Origin of the sequence: Zooshikella ganghwensis (assembly GCF_018263875.1) — a bacterium.
GTDB lineage: Bacteria > Pseudomonadota > Gammaproteobacteria > Pseudomonadales > Zooshikellaceae > Zooshikella > Zooshikella ganghwensis.
In genome coordinates this window covers 16,273-33,169 of record NZ_JAEVHG010000004.1, presented here as the reverse complement: position 1 = coordinate 33,169, position 16,897 = coordinate 16,273, and the positions used below count along the sequence as shown (strand labels likewise).

General features: G+C 44.2%; 13 protein-coding genes. 10 read left to right on the top strand and 3 right to left on the bottom strand.

Going from position 1 to position 16,897, the window contains the following annotated elements; translation table 11 throughout:
• Window positions 1–4: 4 nt before the first annotated feature.
• The 3 genes from KHS79_RS07940 to KHS79_RS07930 form a co-directional block, all read right to left on the bottom strand.
• On the bottom strand, window positions 5–280 hold the full coding sequence (locus tag KHS79_RS07940; protein WP_212718158.1) for an HU family DNA-binding protein: 276 nt from the start codon (window positions 278–280) through the stop codon (window positions 5–7).
• Between the two features lie 82 nt (window positions 281–362).
• Entirely contained in the window at window positions 363–1,487 is a 1,125-nt protein-coding gene (locus tag KHS79_RS07935) for an FAD-dependent oxidoreductase (RefSeq protein ID WP_212718156.1), read from the bottom strand.
• A gap of 53 nt (window positions 1,488–1,540) precedes the next feature.
• Window positions 1,541–1,717 (bottom strand): rubredoxin, encoded by a 177-nt coding sequence (locus tag KHS79_RS07930; protein ID WP_038290231.1) that lies wholly within the window; start codon window positions 1,715–1,717, stop codon window positions 1,541–1,543.
• A gap of 186 nt (window positions 1,718–1,903) precedes the next feature.
• Between KHS79_RS07930 and KHS79_RS07925 the strand changes: the two genes are divergently transcribed.
• From KHS79_RS07925 to KHS79_RS07880, 10 genes are all read left to right on the top strand, one after another.
• Window positions 1,904–2,548, top strand: coding sequence for a chorismate--pyruvate lyase family protein (locus KHS79_RS07925; RefSeq protein WP_212718154.1), 645 nt, complete (start codon window positions 1,904–1,906; stop codon window positions 2,546–2,548).
• A gap of 12 nt (window positions 2,549–2,560) precedes the next feature.
• Window positions 2,561–3,430, top strand: coding sequence for a 4-hydroxybenzoate octaprenyltransferase (gene ubiA, locus KHS79_RS07920; RefSeq protein WP_027707293.1), 870 nt, complete (start codon window positions 2,561–2,563; stop codon window positions 3,428–3,430).
• A gap of 133 nt (window positions 3,431–3,563) precedes the next feature.
• Window positions 3,564–4,253 carry a phosphate regulon transcriptional regulator PhoB gene (phoB, locus tag KHS79_RS07915; RefSeq protein ID WP_027707294.1) on the top strand — a complete coding sequence of 230 codons (690 nt, stop codon included), beginning with the start codon at window positions 3,564–3,566 and terminating at the stop codon, window positions 4,251–4,253.
• Window positions 4,254–4,273: 20 nt separating this feature from the next.
• The gene (phoR, locus tag KHS79_RS07910) at window positions 4,274–5,560 is read left to right on the top strand and encodes a phosphate regulon sensor histidine kinase PhoR (RefSeq protein ID WP_212718152.1); all 1,287 of its coding nucleotides are present in this window, start codon (window positions 4,274–4,276) and stop codon (window positions 5,558–5,560) included.
• Between the two features lie 679 nt (window positions 5,561–6,239).
• Window positions 6,240–7,172: a UbiA family prenyltransferase gene (locus KHS79_RS07905; protein WP_212718150.1), complete on the top strand. Its 933-nt coding sequence runs from the start codon at window positions 6,240–6,242 to the stop codon at window positions 7,170–7,172.
• 340 nt (window positions 7,173–7,512) lie between these two features.
• The gene (locus KHS79_RS07900; RefSeq protein ID WP_212718148.1) at window positions 7,513–9,945 is read left to right on the top strand and encodes a hydroxymethylglutaryl-CoA reductase; all 2,433 of its coding nucleotides are present in this window, start codon (window positions 7,513–7,515) and stop codon (window positions 9,943–9,945) included.
• On the top strand, window positions 9,935–12,772 hold the full coding sequence (locus KHS79_RS07895; protein WP_212718146.1) for a PEP/pyruvate-binding domain-containing protein: 2,838 nt from the start codon (window positions 9,935–9,937) through the stop codon (window positions 12,770–12,772). The genes KHS79_RS07900 and KHS79_RS07895 overlap by 11 nt, the downstream gene beginning before the upstream one ends.
• The gene (locus KHS79_RS07890; protein WP_212718144.1) at window positions 12,769–14,031 is read left to right on the top strand and encodes a GNAT family N-acetyltransferase; all 1,263 of its coding nucleotides are present in this window, start codon (window positions 12,769–12,771) and stop codon (window positions 14,029–14,031) included. The genes KHS79_RS07895 and KHS79_RS07890 overlap by 4 nt, the downstream gene beginning before the upstream one ends.
• An 18-nt stretch (window positions 14,032–14,049) precedes the next feature.
• The gene (locus KHS79_RS07885; protein ID WP_212718143.1) at window positions 14,050–15,657 is read left to right on the top strand and encodes an AMP-binding protein; all 1,608 of its coding nucleotides are present in this window, start codon (window positions 14,050–14,052) and stop codon (window positions 15,655–15,657) included.
• 22 nt (window positions 15,658–15,679) lie between these two features.
• Window positions 15,680–16,885, top strand: coding sequence for a CDP-alcohol phosphatidyltransferase family protein (locus KHS79_RS07880; RefSeq protein WP_212718142.1), 1,206 nt, complete (start codon window positions 15,680–15,682; stop codon window positions 16,883–16,885).
• The last annotated feature ends 12 nt before the right edge of the window (window positions 16,886–16,897 follow it).

Here is a 16,897-nt window from a genome sequence, read left to right as displayed (position 1 = left end):
TACTTCACCCATTCACTATTTCTTTTAGTTTTTTACCTGCTTTAAAACTCACAGTATTGGTTGCTGGAATTTCTTTTGGCTGTCCTGTTTGCGGGTTTTTGCCTATCCGTGCCTTTCGATGTTGCCTGGAAAAAGTACCAAAGCCAATGAGCACAACATCACCCTCACGACTGAGTGCCAATTGTATTTCATCCAGTATTGCAGTTAATACATGAGAAGCTTGTTCCTTCGTCATTGATGCATGATCAGCAATTGCAGAAATTAATTCTGGCTTATGCACACTCTGTCCCTCATAATTTTTTTATAAGTATTATTTATTTTTTGATACCGGCCTTTTGCTAATGCCCTTTTGATAGCACCCATTAGTTTATTGTTAACTGTTTATTTAACGCATATTTTTCTTTCACATAGCGTCCTGTTAACGCATACCCGAATAGTTTTTCATCCTTAACAAAACACGCCCTAACATCTAAACCTTCGGCATGAATCTGCCATTGCCCAGTACATCCTCGAGGTGGTGGACAAACCACAACAGGGCAAATAGGCGTTTTAACACCCACGGGCATAGGTCCATAACGTAATGGCGTAGGATGCCCTGCTAAAGTACGTGCTAATGTTTTGGCACATGCCATAAGCGGCATGACATACAACAGGACATGTCCTTCTACTTCTGCACAGTCTCCCAAAGCAAATACATCAGGTGCAGAAGTTTCCAATAAATGATTAACTTGAATACCCTCATTAACCTCAAGCCCGGCTTCAAGCGCCATTGTGATGTGAGGTTTGATACCTATTGCTGATAACACCACATCCGTATGAATAAGCTTGCCATTGGTCAGGGTCAGTTCCAGTCCGTTCTCTATACGGTTTACTTCTTCTAAACCAACGCCAAAATGAAAGCGTACACCAAGTGTTTGCAAACAACTTTGCAACGGTGCAGCCACATCAGCTGGTAACAACTTAGGCATTAAGCTATGGCTTTGAGAGATCAACTCCACATGATGTTCAGCCGCTATCAAATCATTGGCAAACTCGCAGCCCACTAAACCACTACCAATGATAGCAACACGTTTTTTACCTGATACTGCCTTGCGAAAAATCTCATAAGACTGCAAGTTGTTAACAGAGTATATCTCCTCCGTACCGTCACCTTGAACATCAAGCTGGAGTACATCGGCACCCCACGCTAAAACAAGCTGGCGATAACGAAGTTCGTCATTGCCTATCTTGATCAGGTGATGCTGAGGATCAATTGCAGTCACACGGGTATTTGTCAGGATAGTGGCATTTAACTGCTCGGCCATTTCCTGAGCATCTGCCGTATCAATTTGTTTTCGGCTCATACCAATAGACAGCATTGGCTTAGAGTAATAACGACCATCATCAGTCGTGATCAATGTAAGCGGTGAATATGAATCATGCTTTCTATATTCTTTTGCAAGGGTATAACCCGCTAACCCAGTACCAATTATAATGAGGGGTTCCATGACACACATGACCTGTTGCTTTATAAATTTTTAAAGTCAAACTCAGTCCAACATTATTCAAGAAGAATCATTTCAAAGTCTTGTTTGCATACACCACAATCAGGACAAATCCATTCTTCAGGTACATCTTCCCAGCGGGTTCCAGGGGGAATGTCATCATCAGGCCAGCCATCAGCTTCATCATAGATAAAGCCACAGACTGTACACTGCCACTTACGAAATGCTTCCATGCTCACTCGATTTCCTCACTAAACCATTATTGATGGCTAATGCCAGCATAACGTATGGTGTATAGTGGTTCCATACGCAACACATGACTCTGTTGTCATGCTATTGACCATCACTAACATGAAAGTTATTTTTCTGTTGTTTGCACCTTGCAACATCAAACCGTTTCAAGCATCCTGCTGTGAATTATGAACCTTAACCGCTATTCCAACATGCAGCTTTTCAGTGAACACTGCTGGCAGCCTACCCATAAGTGGCCTGCTCACGATCCGTTATGCCCTCACCTTAAACACTGGCTGACTCACCCAGGCTCATTAACAGAACAATTAGCAAAACACTTCAATAGCAAGGTATCTGTTCACCTGCATAGACAACAATGGCTCACAGCAACTAAAGAAGAGCAACAGTATTTGGGTATTACCCCAGATACGTTAACCAACATCCGTGAAATTACACTGTTTGTCAGACAGCAACCTTGCATACTGGCAAGGACTGTCATTCCCAAAGAAACACTGAGTGGTAATTACCAGGACTTGCTTACTATCAAAGAGCAGCCCCTTGGCCATTTTTTATTTGGTAATGCCAACATTATACGCTTACCACAATTTGAGCTGACAACATTAAAAACCGCTGATTTACCTATTCAGCACGACTTACCGTTACCTTCAGAACAAGTGTGGGGACGACGATCCAGATTTTTATTGAGTCAAAAGCCACTCATGATCACTGAATATTTTTTACCCTTTTTGCTTCACAGCATCGAAAACGAACAAATTGGCAAGCCAGCTGCAAGTGATATACTTACCACCTCATCGCCTTCAAACGACCATTAAAACAACGTCAATATGCGTGTAATCCAGCAACAATGGCCCCGCCTATGGGCTTACAGTCAGCTCATGCGGCTCAACCGCCCGATTGGTACCTACCTTTTACTTTGGCCGACCCTTTGGAGCCTCTGGATTGCTGCACAGGGATTACCCAATACAAGCCTGATCATTATATTTTCATTAGGTGTTTTTTTAATGCGCAGTGCAGGCTGTGTTATTAATGACTTCGCTGACCGTCACTTTGATGGGCATGTTAAACGAACACAACTACGCCCATTAATTACAGGTAAAGCCTCAGCGAAAGAAGCAATTTGGCTATTTTTTGTTTTAGTACTATTTTCTTTTCTGCTGGTTCTGCAAACGAACACTTATACTGTACTGCTATCTTTTGGTGCACTTGCACTTGCAACCTGCTACCCCTTCATGAAGCGTTATACACACTTCCCACAAGTTGTGTTGGGAGCAGCGTTCTCTTGGAGTATTCCAATGACATTTTCCGCACAGACCGGAGAGCTATCAGTGACTACCTGGTTACTTTATGCCGCGAATTTGTCATGGACAGTAGCCTATGATACCCAGTACGCTATGGTTGATCGTGATGATGATTTGCAAATTGGCATCAAGTCCACTGCAATTTTATTTGGCCAGGCGGATAACCTGATAATTGCTATTTTACAGCTACTTGCATTACTGTTGATGGTGATTGTAGGCATTATCCAACAGCTTGACTGGCCATTCTATACTGGTCTAATTGCTGCAAGTTTGCTATTTATTTACCAGCACTATTTGACACATGGACGTAACAGAGAGCGTTGTTTTCTTGCGTTCTTGAATAATCACTGGGTCGGATTACTCATTTTCCTGGGCACTATGACTGCTTTTTGGTAACAGTTAGGACCATTTGGCATATCTGCTAAATGCCTAAAAGGTTTCAATCAATAGCCTTTTATTTGTCATTTAATTGTAACAAACAGTCTGTGTAATGAGTTGCTGACCCGTAGAGCGAAGAGAAGGCTTGAACATGGTTGGCAAAAAAATACTTATTGTTGATGATGAAGCCCCAATCAGGGAAATGATTGCAGTCGCCCTCGAAATGGCTGGCTATGAATGTCTGGAAGCAGACAATACACAAGATGCGCACGGTATTATCATTGACAAAAAGCCAGACCTCATTCTGCTGGACTGGATGTTACCAGGTACTAGCGGAATAGAATTGGCTCGGCGCTTACGAAGGGACGAAATGACGGCTGGCATTCCTATCATTATGCTAACCGCGAAAGGAGAAGAAGATAACAAAATACAAGGTCTAGAGGTTGGGGCAGATGATTACATCACTAAGCCTTTCTCACCACGTGAACTCGTCGCTCGCCTAAAAGCAGTTTTACGTCGTTCAGGCGCTCAAGAACCACAAGAGCCCATACGCGTTGAAGGACTTGAACTTGATCCTGTCAGTCATCGAGTGACCATCAATGGCAAGCCTACTGATATGGGTCCCACTGAATACCGCCTGCTCCAATTTTTTATGACTCATCAAGAACGTGCCTATACCCGCAGTCAACTGCTTGACCAAGTCTGGGGTGGCAATGTGTATGTTGAGGAACGTACTGTTGATGTCCATATCCGCCGCCTGCGTAAAGCTCTAGGCAATGGCCATGACCGCTTGATTCAAACGGTGCGTGGCACAGGTTATCGTTTTTCCACCAAAGGTTAGTCAGCAAAGATTGGAAAACCATGCCACAACGATTGTTTTTTGGGGCAGTCATTGTAGTCATCTTTGGGCTTGCCATTGATGAGCTTGCTTGGACCCTAGTTGTAGCCTTAAGTAGTTACCTCTTCTGGACCTTGTTACAGGTTTATAAATTAAACCACTGGCTTCAGGAAAGTGAGCTCACCAATAATGAACCTCCAGAAAGTCGTGGTATCTGGGGCGATATTTTTGATGCTATTTACCGGCTACAACGAAGTCATCAAAAGTCCCGTGCGCGCTTACAAGCAGTGATTGACAGAGTCCAAGACTCAACAGCAGCACTATCAGATGCTGTAGTGATGATTGACAGCCATGGCAACTTAGAGTGGTGGAACCATGCTGCGGAAAAGCTATTAGGATTTCGCTCACCTGTAGATCGAGGTCAGCTCATCACGAACCTAATACGTGATCCTGCCTTTGGTAAATACTTTGAAGAAAAGCGCTATGCAGATCCGTTAGAAATACCCTCGCCCATCACTGAGCAAATCCATTTGCTCTTTACCATTACACTGTTTGGTCGAAATGATCGTTTACTGTTAGCTCGTGATATCACACGCCTGCATAACCTTGAGCAAATGCGCAAAGACTTTGTCGCTAATGTATCCCATGAATTACGTACACCACTAACCGTTATCCGCGGTTATTTGGAAACTTTTGCCGATAATGCTGACAGTCTTCCCGAGCGCTGGCTTCGTGCAATTCAGCAAATGCAACAGCAGTCTGATCGAATGGAAAACCTGGTAAGTGATTTACTGCTGTTATCACGCTTGGAAACCAGCGATAAAATCAGTGATCCACAAGAAGTTAATATAGCAACACTGCTCACTAACATCATTAATGATGCCAAAGCACTTAGTGGGGAAAAGCAACATAGAATTAGTTTTGTCTGTAGCCCAAATGCAATTTTAATGGGATACGAACGTGAGCTACACAGTGCGTTTTCAAATTTAATTTTCAATGCCGTTAAATACACACCAGCCAAAGGTGCTATTGATGTTCACTGGTGGGAAGACGAAAAAGGTGCTCACTTGTCAGTGATGGATGATGGTGTTGGTATCGACCCTAAGCATATTCCTCGTTTGACTGAACGCTTTTATCGAGCCGATGCCAGTCGCTCTAAGATGACGGGAGGAACTGGACTGGGACTCGCTATCGTTAAACATGTTCTATTGCGACATTATGGTCATCTTGAAATCATCAGTGAATTAGGTAAAGGTAGTACATTTACCTGTCATTTTACCCCTCAGCTCTTGATGGAAAATGCAGCATAATTATCTCTTATCTGCACTCAAACTCACTTCCCTTACTTGTTAGACAATCATTTAGTCAAATCATCACTGCTTTATGAAAAATACCCACAACGAAGTATTTTTGATGGGTCCAACCTGACCTATTAAATTCTGTACAATGCTTATACTCTCCATAAAATTCAGGATCCAAAAAAATTTCAGATAATTACATACAAGAGCTTTGTCTAACAAAATAATTAACACAAAAAAAACAATAACAAACATGTTGTATACATTTTAAATATTCATATAATGAGAATTGGATCTTAAGTCATAATATGTTGATCAGGGTTGTACTTTAGTATCATCATTTAGCCGTATTGATGCATCGCCAGTGTGATAAGTATTTTCGCTCATCACTCTTCAAGACCATTATTGTGTATAACACAACTTAAACTAGCTTAGGGTAAGCCGAAAATATATAAGACAATAATATCAGTAAACGTGAATATGGTTTATTGTCATATAAAAAATATTAGGGGTGAAGAGCGCTGACAACAAACCCTAAAAATGGTTCGTGAAGGGTATATGATAAAAATAAGCTTTGGGCAACGTACTCAAATAGCTTTATAAAATAAAAGGCACTCGAGGAGGGGGACACATGCTGAAACAACAGGAGTAATCTCCATTCATTTATCGTAGGGAAACAGGAGATCTTTACATGGCACAGGCAAGCACACTTTCTCATGACTCTCCTTTGGTTTATCGAATACATGCCTGGGCAAAAGAGCGCTTTCCATTAGCCAACGCCTTATTAGCAATTTCACTCTACCTGGCAGTCTCAGCCATTGTCAAACACAGCTCATCTGACGCAATACCAATATGGCATGATATAGCCAACTGTTTTGCCGCTGTAAGTATTTTTTTATTATTGCGTATTTTAGATGAACATAAAGATTATAAAATAGATAACGCATTTCACGCCGAGCGAGTTCTTCAACAAGGGTATATTCGCCTATCTCACCTAAAAGTGATTGGTATTATTGCTTTCGCTATTACAGGTTTATCAAGCTTATCTGTTGAAAATAATACTGTATACACTTTACAGTCATGGTTATTAATGCTTGGTTGGCTAACCCTCATGACGTTTGAATTTTTTAGTTCAAAGTGGCTAAATCAGCATCTCCTTAGCTATAGTTTTTCTCATATGTTAATTATGCCACTTATTGGCTTGTGGTTTTACTTTCTAGCAGGCCATAACAGCATCAACATAAATTTAATTTTACTTATTATGCTCTTCTTTTTCTTCGCAGGTTTTGCATTCGAATTTGTTCGCAAAATAAAACCTGATGAAGAAGAGAGTGAAAATATTCCGACTTATTCATCAGTGCTCGGTATACCACGCGCGCTCACCCTGGTTGTCTGTTGCGTATTTTCAGTCAGCCTCTTTGCTATGCTGTTAATTTATTATTTCTTAACAAGCAGTTGGTGGCTTTATACTATTATTACTAGCACCTTGTTACTAAGCTTATGGTTTCTTACTCGCTTTTTAAACTCACCTAGTATTCAAGCACGTCGATACAATGAAGCTACCGTAGGTATTCATATCCTCTGTACTTTATGGATGATTATAATTTCAAGCCTGATTGGTTAACTTAATAATATATTAACAGGTAACCTCAGCAATTAACTATACAACAAGCTATATACATTAAATAAGCTTTGTAATAGTACTATGCGAAACCATGAGATGCTGACATATACCCAAAACGAAGGGTTTTTAGGGGCGTCCATCGAGTGATGAAACCCCATGAGCCTATATTAATAGGTGATTGGGGTGAGGATTGAAGATAACAAAACCTAGAAATCATTCGTGAAGGGTATAATCATGCATAATCTACAATTACAAGCGCATTAAGTTACACCAAAACCATATAGCTTTTTGTCAAAAAAATAATTTCTTGAAACAGGGTATAAATAGCAGGAAAGGATGTATGACTGCCCCCAAAATTGTAATACCAAAAACGACAGACGAAGCTTTATCGCTATCAGGTACTGATTCATTAGAACGAATTCCTGCTCGTGGTCGTTACAGTGAAGAAGCAAGACAAACTCGTTTAGATTTCCTGAGAGAAAAATCGGGGCAGTTACTTAGTGGTGTAGACAAAACCTCCTTAAGAGCTGATCAATTACGATTTAATATTGAAAATTTTGTTGGCTCTGTAGAAGTTCCCATAGGGCTTGCAGGCCCACTTTTATTTAATGGACAGCATGTAACCGGCACTATTTACACTCCACTAGCAACCACAGAAGGCGCTCTTGTTGCCTCCGCAACTCGCGGTGCTACCGCACTATCTAAAAGTGGCGGTGTGAATACTGCAGTATTGTCACAACGAATGATCCGTACACCTTTTTTTAAGTTTGACTGTCTGGCAAGTGCCTTACATTTTTCAGAATGGCTAAGAAAACACTTTATTACCATTAAGGAAAAAACACGACAACGCTCTCGACATGCTGAATTAATAGAACTAAAACCTTTAATTCTCGGGCGTATGATTCATTTAAATTTTATTTACCAAACTGGTGACGCCTCTGGGCAAAATATGACAACCAGTTGTACTTGGCATGCATGTCAATGGATTTTGCAAGAATATCAACAACGCCATACAATCGAACAGTTTTTTATTGAAGCCAATTTGGCCAGTGATAAAAAAACATCTTATCAAAGCTTTTTATCTGGACGCGGTACCCGTGTTATTGCTGAAGCCCATATTCCAGAAAATATCTTACAGCAAATATTAAAAGTTTCTGCCAAAGAATTAGTTTCAGCTTATCAAGCAGGTATCACAGGCAGTATTCAAGCAGGTATTCCAGGCGTTAATGCCAACGTAGCCAATATCATTGCCGCTATTTTTACTGCAACAGGGCAAGATATAGCGTGCGTTCATGAGTCTAGTCTGGCTCATTTTCATATTGAACAAACGGAACAAGGAATCTATGCCTGTCTATTACTACCCGGTTTAGTGGTAGGTACTGTCGGAGGTGGTACAGGTCTTCCTCAGCAGCAAGAGTGTCTTGCATTACTGAACTGTGCTGGAAGCCATCGTTCAGCCCGCTTTGCAGAAATTATCGCAGGCTTTTGTTTATCACTGGATTTATCCACCCTATCAGCCATTGCCAGCGGTCAATTTGCTGCAGCCCACGACCGTTTAGGTAGAAACCGCCCAATAAAATTTTTACGTAAAGAAGAGCTAACGCCTGCATTTTTTCAAGAACACATGGGAGAACGCTTTAACACTCTGGAGCATATAGAAATTAGCGAAGCTCCCTGTCATGCAGAAAGTATCGTTTGCCGGTTAACGGCAGAACATACCACCAAGTTTCTGGGCTTATTACCTGCCAAGCTGTACTTCCAGCACCAGCATCAACCACTCCAGGTTATGTTAAAAATTAAGCCTACTGATGAAGAGGCGATTCATACACTGCGCACCCTCGCTCAGTTCTGTGACCCACGCTTAGCAGAAGAAATCAAACGTGCTGGCGGCACAACTTTTTTCAAAGGCTGCCATCAACGGGAGATGCAGCTTTATCAGCTGAACGACTCTCGTTTTACAAGTATTGCTCCCCAGTGCTTTGGCCAGTACCAAAACCAGTCACGAGAAATTTTCTTATTAGCACTGGAGTGGCTGGATTCATTAACACTGATGAATACGGTTGATGATCTGGCAGGCTGGCATGAGTCGCATATTATGGCAGCAATCACAGGCATAGCTGAGTTTCATAGCTTGTTTTTGGGGCAAGAGCGACAGGTTTTTGATCAGTTCAATATCTGCTCAATGAACCAGACAACAATGGTACAGCTTCAGCCCCTATGGCGTTTGCTGCAAAACCATGGTCTTAGCGAGTTTCCTGAATGGTTTTCTGAACAAGACCAGCAACAACTGCAGCTTATTCTGGAAAACCTGCCTATGTGGTGGGGTATTCTGGACCGACAACCAAAAACGCTTATCCATGGCGACTTTAACCCGCGTAATTTGGCGTTTCGCCAAACCAGTAACCAGCTAAAGCTATGCGCCTGGGACTGGGAGTTAGCCACCTGGCATTTACCGCAACGTGACTGCGTTGAGCTATTAGCATTTACTTTAAAACCTGAGCAAGTAACCCCCGCTTATTTATCCAAATTCAGCGAGTACCACCGACAGCAATTAGCAAAAGCAGCAAACACTTCTTTGGACAAAACTCAGTGGCATATGGGCTTTCACTACAGCCTATTGGACTTTACTGTTAACCGCCTTGCTCATTACTGGCTGGCAAATACCCTGCAAGATTACCCATTCATGGCCCGCCTGACAGCAACAACCTTAGCCATGATCAATGCCCTGGAGTCCACTACCACTCAACTTGGGGGGCAGCATCATGTTGACTGACACAGCCTATGATCAACTGGTGATGGATGCTCAAACAGCATGTAGTGCTAATAAATGCTTTCTGGGGGGTAAAGCTTATAACCTGGCCTGGATGACTCGCCATCAATATCAAGTACCACCCTGGATAGTATTAACCACCGCATCCTTTGAACAACAGCTAGCCTATTGCCAGCTCACTGATAAGGTTCGCACGCTTGATCAACTCTCTCCTGCAGAGCAACGTAAACAATGCGCCTATCTATGCCAGCAGCTATCAGCATCCAATCTAGCACCTCATCTTGCGGCAAAACTCAAGCATGCTTTAGCTGAGTTACCCAAAGGCCGATTAGCGGTTCGCTCTTCTGCTGCGGATGAAGATTCGACCACCTTATCTTTCGCAGGGCAGCTGGACTCTTATATTTGTCTGGAAAGCTACCCTGATATTGCACAAGCCGTTATTAAGGTCATGGCCAGTGGCTTTGGGGAGAGAGCCGTCCGCTATCGCCAGCAACACCAACGAGCACTTTCGCAAACCACACTGGCTGTCATCGTACAAACCATGGTAGAGGGTGAGTGTTCTGGTGTTTTCTTTACAGCTCACCCAATAAACGGTAGTCGTAAGCACGGACTGATATCTGCTTGTTATGGCTTAGCTGAAGGCGTAGTTGCAGGTACTGCGGACTGTGATGAATTTACCGTCGATTTATTCAGTGAAGAGGTTAAGCCTCAGATTCATCAAAAACAGTTTCAAATTGTCTATGCTGAAAATTCAGGCCAGGGTACCGAGCGCCTGCCTGTTGCTGAAACCTTACAAACAAAGCCTTGCCTGTCTTCTCAACAAATTCAGCGCATTAAGCAGCAGGGGTTTCAGATTGCTCGTCAACTGGGTCGTCCGCAAGACTTAGAGTGGACCTTTGTCAACGATCAGCTTTATTGGCTGCAAACAAGACCAGTCACATCCCTGCCTGCACCAGAAAACCCCATTGGTCAGCGGCAAGTTTGGGATAACTCCAATATTCAGGAAAGCTATTGTGGTATCACGCTACCACTCACTTTTACCTTCGCATTAAGAGCCTATCACACTGTTTATCAGCAAACCTTTCAGTTATTAGGCGTATCAAAACGCAAACTGCAAGCCCTACAGCCTGCACTAAGTCATATGCTGGGACTGATACAAGGCCGGGTTTATTACAATATTAACCATTGGTATGCCGCCCTACAGATTCTGCCAGGCTTTAAAACCAATAAATCCGACATGGAGCGGATGATGGGCCTGCAAGACCCTGTGGATTTTATTGAAGGCCAGCCAGACAACTGGCGACAACGCCTCGTCCGCTTACCAGACAGTCTTCATGCCTTAAGCCGGTTATGCTGGGGCTTTATGACCATGGATCGACGGGTCAGGAATTTTGAGTCTCATTTTGAAAGTATTTATCAGCAAGTTAATCGTGCTCAACTGCACACCCAGTCTATTGCTGAGCTGATGGCACAAGCAGAGTGGTTACAACGTCAACTGCTAGATAACTGGCAAACACCTATTATCAATGACTTTATGGTAATGATGACTAACGGCCGCTTGCATCGTCAGCTACAAGCGCTGGGAATCGACAATGCTGAGGCTCTGCAAAATAATTTGCTTGCTGGTGAAACACTGGCCAGCACGGAGCCCACCAAGCACCTCATGAAGTTATGTGATTATATCCGTAACAAACCAGGACTAGCTCGACTGCTTAGCGGATTAGCAAATGATGAGGTGATGCCTGCGATTCAGTACCGTTACCCTGAGTTTTATCAACGCTGCCAAAACTATATTGAAGCATTTGGTGACCGGTGCATGGGAGAGCTTAAACTAGAGTCAACCACTCTTCGCCAAGACCCTCGCTTCCTGGTGGCACTGCTAAAAAACTACATCGCTCACCCTAACCTTAGTTTATCCACCTTAGGTAAAACTGAACGCGATCTGCGCACCCAGGCGGAAGCTACAGTCCGTCAACAGCTCATGTTACTGCCTTTAGGAAAATACCGCTGTCATTATCACCGCATTTGGAAACTATTAAAGTTATGGCGAAAAGCCGTAAAAAATCGAGAAAGTATGCGTCTTGCAAGAACCCGAGCCATAGGTTTAATACGCGATATTTACCGGGAAGTTGGCCAGCAGCTTGCCTTTTATGGTGTGCTTGCAGAGCCTGAAGATATTTTTTATCTGACCGTCACTGAGTTAGAACAATACATGCAAGGAACGGCTGTACAAACTGAGTGGCAGTCCCTTGTTTCGACACGAAAAGCCGAATATAGCCAATACCAGCAGCAGGACCTGCCTCACCATTTTCAAACGATTGGACCGGTTTACCTGCATAACGCATTTAAGCCAGCAGCCACTTCTGACTGTTTATCGACTCATAACAACAAAACAACTTCAGAAGCCCAGGAATTAAACGGTATTGGTTGCTACCCTGGAGAGGTTACTGCTCCAATCAAAAAAATATTCAGCCCAGATGATGACTTGGATTTGCAAGGTCATATCCTCTGTACTGTTCGCACTGACCCAGGCTGGGCACCACTGTTCCCGACTGCAGCAGGCATATTAGTCGAACGTGGCTCGACATTATCTCACTCTGCGGTTGTTGCCCGAGAGCTGGGGATACCTGCCATTGTTAATATTCCAGGCCTTACCCAGCAGCTTGAAACAGGTCAGTGGGTCACGATGAATGGCACAACGGGTAGCATCCAACTTCAGGAAAACCCTCAAGCTACCAAGCAAACAGATGCTGAACTCAGCCCAACCTCTCAGGATACAAAACAGCGGGACAGTAAAACCAAGGACGTGCTAGAGGAGATGTCAGCATGATCAACACTACAACAGAAGCGTTAACTTCCACCTCTAATAGCCAGGTACCACCTTTCAGCTTAACGGATAGCCCTACTTTTGTGATGCCAGGGCAGACACTCCACGCGGAACCTTGGTCAGCAGATCAACCTCTTCCAGAGGCCTTCCTTAGTCTGCCTTGCCATATCTACCAAAAGGATTCGAACTGGATTCCTGAGCAACAAGACTATATACAACAGCTATTTTCTACTCAGAACCCTTTTTTTCAGGCGGGACAGGCTTGGCTTGGCGTCCTACCCAATGCAAGCCGTTTGGCAGGCTTCTATCACCCACAACAAGTTATCGATGGAAAGCCAACAGCTTACTTTGGTTTTTGGGAAACTACAGAGCAGCTTAATGCTAATCAGGCACTATTTGAGCAGCTAGAAACCTGGGCTAAAGCGCAAGGTGCTACGCAGCTTTTAGGTCCTATCAACTTCTCTACCTTTGGCCGGTATCGACTGCGCTTGTCTCATTTCGATACTACTTATTTTCCGAGTGAACCTTGGAACCCTGATTATTACCCATCCTTGCTCACACAGCTTGGTTTTAGACCTCACACCACTTACCACAGTAAGTTTACCCATCAGCTTGAGTTTAATGCTCAGCGAAATGAGCAGCTACGAAGCAAACTCGATCAGCGCTTAACACCAGGTTTTCAGCTTAGTCCACTTGATAGTGAGTGCTTACACCTGCTACAGGATAAGCTATACCCATTAGTTGAGCATACTTTCTCCCATAACCTAGCCTATACCTCAATAAACCCACAGCTGTTTAAATCCCATATTTTACAACCCTTGGCCAATCGGCTATGTCCCTATTCATCTTGGTTAGCGACAGATAAAAAAAGAGGAGACGTAGTTGGTTTTGTAGTATGCACTCCCGATTATGGTCCCATTCTGAGTCAGGGCTATCAACACCAGCACCCAGACAGACAGCCACTCACTCAACAACAACTGAATTACTATCAGCACACCCCACTGCTGAAAAAACCTACATGTTTGATTAAAACCACAGGCGTTTTACCAAGTCATCAGCACCGAGGTATTGCTGCCTGGCTATGCCTGACCGCTGCTCATGCCATCCGACAGCGCTACCAGGGTATGGGAGCAGCGCTTATCAGAGATGACAATGACTCAGCAAAACTTGCCAGCTTGCTGTGTGATGGACCAGACTGCGAAACCCATCAATATGGTTTGTTCTGTAAGCCACTTAACCCCTATCAGATATCCCCTGCATGACGACCAAGGAGTAAGGCTATGTCAGCAGTACCCACTATCGCTCACAACAAGATAACAAATGCTGCACAGCTACCATTGCAAGTGATGGCGATGTACCCAGAGCAAACTGCTTTACTGTTGTTGAATAAGCTGGACGAAACCAAGAAAAGTAATAAAGCCATCAGCTATGGACAGCTTAATCAACACGTTCAACAGCTCCAGCAAGCCCTTACCCAGTATGGGTTTAAACCAAAAGACCGAGTGGTTGTTTTACTCAGACCCAGCATCAACCTTTATGCACTATTAATCGCATTGCTCAGCCTGGGTCTCATTGCCGTATTTGTTGACCCTAAAATGGGCAGTAAACGTATTGGACAAACCCTGCGAAAAAGCCACTGTCGAGCCATAGTAGGAGAACGCCGTTTACTTCGCTGGCGTTGGCTAATGCCTACACTTTGGCAAATCCCTGCAGTGAGTATTGAAGAGCTGCTACAAACAAGCCCTCAACAAACTGCCCAGCAAGCCCATACCAACCCATTCCTCGACTGTTCAGATAATGATAATGCACTTATCACCTACACCTCTGGCAGTACAGGCTTACCTAAAGGTGCTGCCCGTACCCATCAAAGCCTGATAACCCAACATCAAGCCTTACAACGATTGTGGCGTGACCAGCCTGGTACCACTGTTATGACTCAGCTGCCAGTAATGGCTTTGCACTTTCTCAGTAGTGGTGTCAGCACGTTATTTGTGAACCTCAACGGTAACCGGCTCACACCAAATCAACTGCAGCAACTAATGCAAAAGGCAAAGCAGCAAAATGTCACACGGATCATTGGCTTTCCTAGGCTGGTCGAGATACTGACACGACACTTACTCGCCAAAGAGCAAACCTGGACTGAGATTAATTACATTGCGATTGGCGGCTGTAGTGTTTCTGTCAGGCTCTGTCGACAAATGAAGTTGGCCTTTCCTAACGCGCGCATTGAAGTGATTTATGGGGCAACTGAAGCTGAGCCTATCACCAGTGTCTCTATCGATGAAGTGATTAATGAAAGCTCCCCCAATGGTTATCTGGTGGGTAAACCTGCTTCCGTTGCTGAAGTGCTTATTGTCCCCACCATGGATTCTGCAAAAGGGCTGGATGAGGGAACGCTATTAGCGCGAAAACTACCACCTGGAGTTATTGGTGAAGTACTGGTTAAAGGGCCTCATGTCATTAAGCAATATGTGGATAACGAAGAACTAACTCAATCACTCAAAGTTCCGACAGCTGATGGTCAAGTTTGGCATCGTACCGGTGATACAGGTTATTTCGATGGCCGTGGCCGGCTGTGGCTAACCGGCCGTATCAAAGACATCATCGAGCTGGCCGACATGACAATTTACCCCTACCCACTTGAGTGTCGCGTGGAAATGCTGCCAGGGGTTATTAACGGCATACTGGTTGCTTGCCGAGGCAAAGCTACCCTAGCTTTAGTTGCCTCGGCCAAAGCCAATCGGCAACACATTGCTGACGAAGTTCAACGCATCTGCCACCAGCTTGAGGTGCCACTACCCAGACTCAGCTGGATGAACCAACTGCCATTTGATCGTCGGCATCATAGCAAAGTAGACCGCCAACTCTTACGCCAACAACTGAGCTAGTGTAGCTAAGGGAGTTATACACATGGATAGCCCTCATTCTTTTTTCCTGGTTCGTCTCAATATCGTTGACTGGCTAACCTTATCCGGTGTGGTCTGGATCAGTTTGAGTATTGGTTTCATGCTATCCGGACACTTCGCCCTTGCACTAAGCTGTATGTGTTTGGCTATGTTGTGTGATGCCTTTGATGGTCTGCTTGCTCGCCACTTTAAAACAGAACGACCATTTGGCCGCTACCTTGATGGCTTTGTTGATACATTAGACTACCTAGTTGCCCCAATGCTGTTCCTCTATCTGCTGGGGTTTACTGAACCACTTCAAGTCATAGCGCTCATCACTTTCATTGCTGCGGGTATTGTTCGCCTCGCCGTTTTCAATGAAATAGGCAATGTGAAAAATACCGAACAGTCACTGGCTTATCTGGGTTTACCGGTTTTTTGGAGCGTACTGTTACTGTTAGTGGTTTACCCTCTGTACCTCTGGTGTGGCCAGGGTCTTTTATTCGACTTACTCACCCTATTACTCCTGGCCATGTCACTGGCGATGGTCAGCCGCTTTACCTTTCATAAGTTCAGCAGTCCAAAGCTGATGCTGGCGGTATTAGGGGGAAGTGCACTGATTCTGCTGCTGCTGGATATTTACCAGCACCAAACCCTAACCACTTATCAACAACAGCTGACGCTTTCAGCTCTGCTGTTATGGCCGCTGCAGCTCATACTACCAGTGATAGTAGGGGGTGTTGGCCATATGTGGAGTGTAAAACAGCAACACCTGCCAAGTCTTACCCAGCCTATTCATGCTAAATGGTTTGGGGCTAATAAAACCTGGCGGGGTGTGCTACTTATGTCTGCCTATACCGGACTAGCAGCCTGGCTAAGCTACCTACTCTGGGCGTTGCTTGGCCTTAACCCACCTTGGAATAGCCTTACTTTTGCTTTGGTTGGCTGTGGCCTTGGCCTGGCTTATACCCTGGCAGAACTTCCTAACTCCTGGCTAAAGCGGCGCTGTAACATTCCGCCTGGTGGTGCTGCCGACCAAAACAGTGCGTATCGTGGATTATTTATTGCCCTTGATCAACTGGACTCAACCATTGGTATCAGCTTGTTCTGTGGCTTAATGCTTGGCTATCCCCTTAGCACCTGCGTCATAATTCTTGTTGCAGGACCTCTTACAGCACTGGCCATTAAGCGTTGGCTGTATCACAAACAGCTCAAAAGCAGCCAGTTTTAAGGGGAAAGTGAC

Coding starts and splice junctions, on each gene's coding strand:
- KHS79_RS07890 (WP_212718144.1), top strand. CDS start 12,769: ATGATCAACACTACAACAGAAGCGTTAACTTCCACCTCTAATAGCCAG.
- KHS79_RS07925 (WP_212718154.1), top strand. CDS start 1,904: ATGAACCTTAACCGCTATTCCAACATGCAGCTTTTCAGTGAACACTGC.
- KHS79_RS07885 (WP_212718143.1), top strand. CDS start 14,050: ATGTCAGCAGTACCCACTATCGCTCACAACAAGATAACAAATGCTGCA.
- phoB (WP_027707294.1), top strand. CDS start 3,564: ATGGTTGGCAAAAAAATACTTATTGTTGATGATGAAGCCCCAATCAGG.
- KHS79_RS07930 (WP_038290231.1), bottom strand. CDS start 1,717: ATGGAAGCATTTCGTAAGTGGCAGTGTACAGTCTGTGGCTTTATCTAT.
- KHS79_RS07905 (WP_212718150.1), top strand. CDS start 6,240: ATGGCACAGGCAAGCACACTTTCTCATGACTCTCCTTTGGTTTATCGA.
- ubiA (WP_027707293.1), top strand. CDS start 2,561: ATGCGTGTAATCCAGCAACAATGGCCCCGCCTATGGGCTTACAGTCAG.
- KHS79_RS07880 (WP_212718142.1), top strand. CDS start 15,680: ATGGATAGCCCTCATTCTTTTTTCCTGGTTCGTCTCAATATCGTTGAC.
- KHS79_RS07900 (WP_212718148.1), top strand. CDS start 7,513: ATGACTGCCCCCAAAATTGTAATACCAAAAACGACAGACGAAGCTTTA.
- phoR (WP_212718152.1), top strand. CDS start 4,274: ATGCCACAACGATTGTTTTTTGGGGCAGTCATTGTAGTCATCTTTGGG.
- KHS79_RS07935 (WP_212718156.1), bottom strand. CDS start 1,487: ATGGAACCCCTCATTATAATTGGTACTGGGTTAGCGGGTTATACCCTT.
- KHS79_RS07895 (WP_212718146.1), top strand. CDS start 9,935: ATGTTGACTGACACAGCCTATGATCAACTGGTGATGGATGCTCAAACA.